The sequence below is a fragment of the Mesobacillus sp. genome (assembly GCF_049588175.1).
Lineage (GTDB): Bacteria > Bacillota > Bacilli > Bacillales > Cytobacillaceae > Mesobacillus.
Map to the genome: position 1 here is coordinate 1 of NZ_JBAVFI010000539.1, position 5,940 is coordinate 5,940.

Consider the following 5,940-nt stretch of genomic DNA (forward strand, 5'->3'; position numbering starts at 1 on the left):
GTATTGTAGGCCTTGTTTGTAATTTTTATATAATTCATCATGGATTTTGTATCTTTCTTTCATCGTTGCCTGTAATTCATCCGCTTGTTTCTTTAGTGATGGCTCCTCTATTTTTTCAGCTATTTTAGAAACATTCTCAAATTCCTGTTCTGACTTTTTTATACTTTCTTTTTCCTTCTCGATATGTTCTTCTCTCTTGTCAGCTATTTTCAGCGCTTCATCCGCAAGCTTAACAATCTGGTCGTATTCTTTCATTCCAAGTGATATGATTTTTTCGTAAATTTCTTTTTCCTGCTTTTCTAATTCCACTAGAGGGTCCTGCTGATCTTCAAAAACCTTTTCAGTAGACACCACTTTTTCAAGCTCTTCAAACATTTTTTCCTCAGGAGTTTGCCGGTCCATACATCCGGCAAGACTTAAAACACCAGCCATCAAAACGATGGATAAACCTAATCTTTTTAAAATGGACAAAATAAAAACCTCCTCACAGATACCAATTTTACTATAGCGATTGCTGCGTGTTTTGACAATTATTAAGGAAGTCAGGAATCTGCTTTCAAAATATTCATTTAAGCTTGTCCCTTCAATAAACTATATTCATTTATTTTGAAGTTTATGCCTTAGGCGCATGCCTATACCAATTTTCTGTAACCGCATAGGCTATAGCAATCGACCCATCAGATTAGATGGACGAAAAACATATAAGAGGAGGGTTTCCTTTATGTACGGTTATGGTTATGGATGTGGTTATCCGGGTGTTGGTTATGGAAGAGGATTCGCTTTAATTGTCGTTTTATTCATACTCCTCATCATCGTAGGCTGCTCTTGCAGGAAATTCTAATCGATCAGAGAAGATGTATAATAGCATCTTCTCTTTTTGATTATCAAAAGCAAACATTTTTTCTAGTTAACTTTTTAGGGTTCTTTTGTTAGACTTAAAAATATTACATACTATAGAAACAAGAGGTGAAGTTTATGTTGACGATGGATGATATCGTACGCGATGGACATCCTGTCCTCCGCAAAGTTGCGGAAGAAGTCAAATTGCCTGCTTCCCAGGAAGACAAGACAATTTTAGAAAGCATGATACAATATGTCAAAAACAGCCAAGACCCGGAAGTCGCTCAAAAACATGGACTTCGACCCGGTATTGGGCTTGCCGCACCGCAAATAAATGTCTCAAGACGGATGATAGCTGTCCATGTTAGTGATGAAAAAGAAAACCTGTTCAGCTATGCTCTATTTAACCCTAAAATTATCAGCCATTCAGTTGAACGTTCTTATCTCGCTGCAGGCGAGGGCTGCCTCTCTGTTGACGAGTCTATTCCCGGTTATGTTCCCAGATATGCAAGGGTTACCGTTAAAGGAACTGACCTTGATGGCACTGAAGTTAAACTAAGACTAAAAGGACTGCCTGCGATCGTTTTCCAGCATGAAATTGATCATCTTAATGGCATCATGTTTTACGATCATATCAATAAACAAGATCCTTACGAAGAAATACCAAATGCATCTCCAATTGAAAGATAAAGAGGTTGTCCCAAAAAGTAAAACTTTTAGGGGCACCCTTTTTTTATGCCTTTAATGACATTGTCTGTTGATTTCCGCTCCAATCAACTGAGTTTTTTTGTATTAGCACAAAAAAGAAGAAAATCGTCCCTTGGTATAAATGAGTCACAACAACACATCAACCTAAGAATGGAACGATTTTCTTATTCAATAATCACCATTAATCGAGCCTTATATTAAATTAACTTCAATTCTTTCAATCCATACCAGATACCGTCATCATCAACATCACGTGTAACCAGGTTGGCATGTTCCTTCAGCTCTGGCACAGCATTCCCCATGGCAACACCAGTTCCAGCTGCTTTCAGCATTTCAAAATCATTCAAGCCATCACCAAAAGCATAGACATCCTCAGGCTTGAAACCCAGCCTTTCAATCATCTTTTTAATCCCTTCTGCCTTTGACCCTCCAGCTGGCAAAATATCAACAGAATATGGATGCCATCGGATCAAAGTGAAATCAGGATAGGTTTCCCTGTAAAAGTCCTCAACCCCTTCTTCACAAAATAGCAGCGTTTGATATAAATCCCTGTCCACATAAAAGGCATCATCATGATCAGGGTGGGCAAACTTCAAGCCCCCAAGACTCTCTTCAATATAAGCATGGTGTTTCACTGAAGCTTTCATTGTCATGTGATTCATGAAAACGACAGGATGTCCTTTTTCCTTTGCTTTAAAATAGAGCTCCTCTATCTTTTGAGAATTTAATGGATTTTTATAAATTGGTTCGTTTTCAAAAACAACGTACTGTCCATTGAAGCTGACAAATGAATCGATATCAAGTTCTTTTCTCAAATTCTCGAACATAAATGGCGCTCTCCCTGTAGCGATCGCCACAAATACACCATTTTCCTTAAGAAGGGTTATCGCTTCCTTAGTGGAAGCTGGCAAGTTTTTATCATGGTCCAGCAATGTCCCATCAATGTCAAAAAATACGATTTTACTCATGTTATTCTCCTTTGCTGCATCATTCTTGAGGTATTCTGCAGATATCATACACTTTTTATGTAGTTTAAAGCAGTCTAGCAAATTTCTAAGTGCATTGTACATAAAAAAGAAAATCTAAACTATGGCAAATCAATGACAATTTATGTCATTCCATCATTACCCATGAAAAATTTTTCTATTTCATCATATAATATAAACAAAAAGGTAGAAATTTGAAAAATAATCTTTGCTAAACTTTCCCTTGTTTACTTTACTTTGGACAAGGATAGTTTAAAATAAGAATTAAGGAGATGATCCACTATGTTGAAGAAGCTAAGAAAGAAGCTCTTAAAACAGTGGAAAGATTTGCTTCGTAAAAAAACTATCGCATAAACTTTTGAGCCCTTCAAACTTGCGGAGGGCTCCTTCCTTATTGTAAATTGATTAATAACTGAAAAAAAGGGTAACACTTAACAAGTTTATATTTGATGTATAATTACAATGTAAAAATTGTTATTTTTTATAAATGGCTTTTTCGCACAGATTGTTGTTTGACATATTAAAGACCTCTATCCCTCATTTTATTTGTGGTCTTAAACGGAGAGTCTAATTAAGGTACAAATGCTGCAATCGAAACGAACAAAGCCCTATAAAATAGAAAAAGTTAATTTAATTAAGGAGAGAGATTTTACATGATTTTTAAAGTTTACTACCAGGAATCTAACAAGCAAGTTCCCGTACGTGAAAAAACAAAGACAATATATGTGGAAGCTGAATCTGAAAGAGATGTTCGGACAAAAATTGCTGACCGCCAATATAACGTTGAGTACGTCGAGGCAGTTAAGGGTAACTATTTTGAATATGAAAAACAAAAAGAAGACTTTGAAGTATTGGAGATAGGATAATTTATGAAATTTGTAAAAAATGACCAAACTGCGGTTTTCGCATTGGGAGGACTAGGCGAAATCGGCAAAAACACCTATGGTGTGCAATTCCAGGATGAGATTATCCTAATCGATGCGGGCATTAAATTCCCAGAAGATGAATTGCTTGGGATCGATTATGTTATTCCTGATTATTCATACCTAGTCAAGAATGAAGATAAAATCAAAGGTCTTTTCATTACCCATGGCCATGAAGACCATATCGGCGGTATACCTTATTTATTGCGCGAAATCAATATTCCGATATATGGCGGTAAGCTTGCTCTTGGATTAATCAAAAACAAGCTCGAAGAACACGGTTTATTGCGAAAAGCAAAGCTGATTGAAATCCAGGAAGATGATATCATCAAATTCCGCAAAACTTCCGTCACATTTTTCAGGACTACTCATAGTATTCCTGATTCCTATGGTGTTGTTGTTAAAACTCCTCCAGGGCAAATTGTCCATACAGGAGATTTCAAGTTCGATTTTACTCCTGTTGGTGAACCAGCTAACTTAACAAAGATGGCTGAAATCGGAAAAGAAGGCGTACTGTGTCTGTTATCTGATAGTACAAATGCTGAAGTCCCTCATTTTACAATGTCTGAACGACGTGTTGGGGAAAGCATTCATGATATTTTCAGAAAAGTGGATGGCCGCATCATTTTCGCTACCTTCGCTTCAAACATTCATAGATTACAGCAAGTTGTCGAAGCTGCTGTTACGACTGGCAGAAAAGTAGCTGTCTTTGGAAGAAGTATGGAATCAGCAATTAATATTGGACAAGATCTTGGCTATATTACTGCGCCTAAGGATACATTCATTGATGCACAGCAAATAAACCGACTGCCTGCTAACCAGGTTACAATCCTTTGTACTGGAAGTCAGGGAGAACCTATGGCTGCTCTATCAAGAATCGCTAACGGCACTCACCGTCAAATCCAGATCCAGCCTGGCGACACCGTCGTATTTTCTTCGTCACCTATTCCAGGCAATACAATCAGCGTAAATCGTACGATCAATATGCTTTCTCGTGCAGGTGCTGATGTCATCCATGGATCATTGAATGACATCCACACTTCAGGGCACGGCGGCCAGGAAGAACAAAAATTAATGCTTCGCCTGATCAAACCGAAATACTTTATGCCAATCCATGGTGAGTATCGCATGCAGAAGATGCATACAAAGCTTGCCAACGACTGTGGTGTTCCGGAAGAAAATTGCTTTATTATGGATAATGGTGAAGTACTAGCACTAGGCGATAATGAAGTTGGCGTTGCAGGTAAGATTCCATCTGGAAATGTTTACATTGACGGCAGCGGAGTTGGTGATATCGGTAACATCGTTCTGCGTGATCGCCGCATCCTTTCAGAAGAAGGACTTGTAGTGGTTGTAGTCAGCATTAACATGAAGGAATTCAAAATTGCTGCAGGACCTGACCTGATATCCCGCGGATTTGTCTATATGAGAGAATCCGGCGATTTAATCAATGATGCCCAGAGCTTGATTAGTAAGCATTTAAACAAAGTAATGGAAAGAAAAACAACTCAGTGGTCCGAAATTAAAAATGAAATCACTGACACATTAGCACCATTCCTTTATGAGAAAACAAAACGCCGCCCAATGATCTTACCGATCATTATGGAGGTTTAACAGGAAAAACCGTTGCGAATTGCAACGGTTTTTTTCATTTCACTCTGTTCAACTTGCCTGTTGAATTCCACTCCATGCGCTTGCTATCCGCAGGCTAGCTTCTGTGTTCCACTATACGATGTGCACAATCCGAATTAACCATTAGCTTTAACAAAGCGTGCCACTTAGCTATTTGAGTCGATATTATTATTCTCAGAGCGTCTTGTATATTTTCTGACAAAAAATATAATAGCTGAAACAATAAAGCCCACAATCAGCAAGATTGGCAGGTTGCCAATCAAGAACACAATGATTCCGGAACCTGCTGACAGAAGAATATTGATGTTATCTGCAAATTGCTTTTTAATCTTTTGCCAAGTGTTCAAGTTCTCATTATCGATTTTTGGAACAGGCACTTCATTTTCTTCCAAGGAAATCGTTACTGTTGATAAGGCTGACTGATTTTCAAGGAACTTTTTCCTGCCTGCTATTTGTTCTATTTCCTCCTGGACGTTCGCTAGGTCAGAAGAGATTTTTAACAAATCCTCCGTTTTCTGCGCCTGCTTCATGAATTCGAGGAGCCTCGCTTCCACTGCCCTTTTAGACCTTAGTCTTGATTCAAGGTCCACATATTCTTCTGTTACATCCTCACCGCTCACCTGACGATTGTATACTTGTACCGATAAACCCTCCGCATCGTTCAGGAATGCCTGGAAATGCTCCTGTGGAATCCTGAAGGTCATAGTACCGCTCTGTTGTTCCCCATCATAACGGTTAGAACTGGAATTTACGATATATCCTTTATAGGTTTTGGCTTTTTGTTCAAGGGCATTGCGTGCCTTTTCAAAGTTTTTGACTCTTAAATTCATTTCAGCATTATAGATGACCAT

At 38.3% G+C, this 5,940-nt stretch carries 7 protein-coding genes; 4 read left to right on the plus strand and 3 right to left on the minus strand.

Going from position 1 to position 5,940, the window contains the following annotated elements:
- The coding region (locus WB217_RS13260) for a YkyA family protein (RefSeq protein WP_423993689.1) at window positions 1-471 on the minus strand (471 nt) is incomplete at its 3' end.
- A gap of 250 nt (window positions 472-721) precedes the next feature.
- On the opposite strand from WB217_RS13260, the gene WB217_RS13265 reads away from it, so the two are divergent.
- Window positions 722-841 carry a YjcZ family sporulation protein gene (locus WB217_RS13265; RefSeq protein ID WP_423993690.1) on the plus strand — a complete coding sequence of 40 codons (120 nt, stop codon included), beginning with the start codon at window positions 722-724 and terminating at the stop codon, window positions 839-841.
- A gap of 134 nt (window positions 842-975) precedes the next feature.
- Entirely contained in the window at window positions 976-1,530 is a 555-nt protein-coding gene (gene def, locus WB217_RS13270) for a peptide deformylase (RefSeq protein ID WP_423993691.1), read from the plus strand.
- Between the two features lie 215 nt (window positions 1,531-1,745).
- Here def and WB217_RS13275 read toward each other — a convergent pair whose 3' ends face one another.
- Entirely contained in the window at window positions 1,746-2,516 is a 771-nt protein-coding gene (locus WB217_RS13275) for a Cof-type HAD-IIB family hydrolase (protein WP_423993692.1), read from the minus strand.
- A 671-nt stretch (window positions 2,517-3,187) separates the two neighbouring features.
- On the opposite strand from WB217_RS13275, the gene WB217_RS13280 reads away from it, so the two are divergent.
- Together WB217_RS13280 and rnjA are read left to right on the plus strand one after the other, a co-directional pair.
- The gene (locus tag WB217_RS13280; protein WP_335427891.1) at window positions 3,188-3,400 is read left to right on the plus strand and encodes a DNA-directed RNA polymerase subunit epsilon; all 213 of its coding nucleotides are present in this window, start codon (window positions 3,188-3,190) and stop codon (window positions 3,398-3,400) included.
- A gap of 3 nt (window positions 3,401-3,403) precedes the next feature.
- The gene (rnjA, locus tag WB217_RS13285; RefSeq protein ID WP_423993693.1) at window positions 3,404-5,071 is read left to right on the plus strand and encodes a ribonuclease J1; all 1,668 of its coding nucleotides are present in this window, start codon (window positions 3,404-3,406) and stop codon (window positions 5,069-5,071) included.
- A 164-nt stretch (window positions 5,072-5,235) separates the two neighbouring features.
- On the opposite strand, the gene WB217_RS13290 is transcribed toward rnjA, so the two are convergent.
- Window positions 5,236-5,940, minus strand: a 705-nt coding sequence (locus WB217_RS13290; RefSeq protein WP_423993694.1) for a DUF4349 domain-containing protein, incomplete at its 5' end; no start/stop codon positions are given.

Bases quoted from the DNA above. Each gene is read 5' to 3' on its own strand.
- WB217_RS13265 (WP_423993690.1), top strand. From the start codon at position 722: ATGTACGGTTATGGTTATGGATGTGGTTATCCGGGTGTTGGTTATGGA.
- def (WP_423993691.1), top strand. From the start codon at position 976: ATGTTGACGATGGATGATATCGTACGCGATGGACATCCTGTCCTCCGC.
- WB217_RS13275 (WP_423993692.1), bottom strand. From the start codon at position 2,516: ATGAGTAAAATCGTATTTTTTGACATTGATGGGACATTGCTGGACCAT.
- WB217_RS13280 (WP_335427891.1), top strand. From the start codon at position 3,188: ATGATTTTTAAAGTTTACTACCAGGAATCTAACAAGCAAGTTCCCGTA.
- rnjA (WP_423993693.1), top strand. From the start codon at position 3,404: ATGAAATTTGTAAAAAATGACCAAACTGCGGTTTTCGCATTGGGAGGA.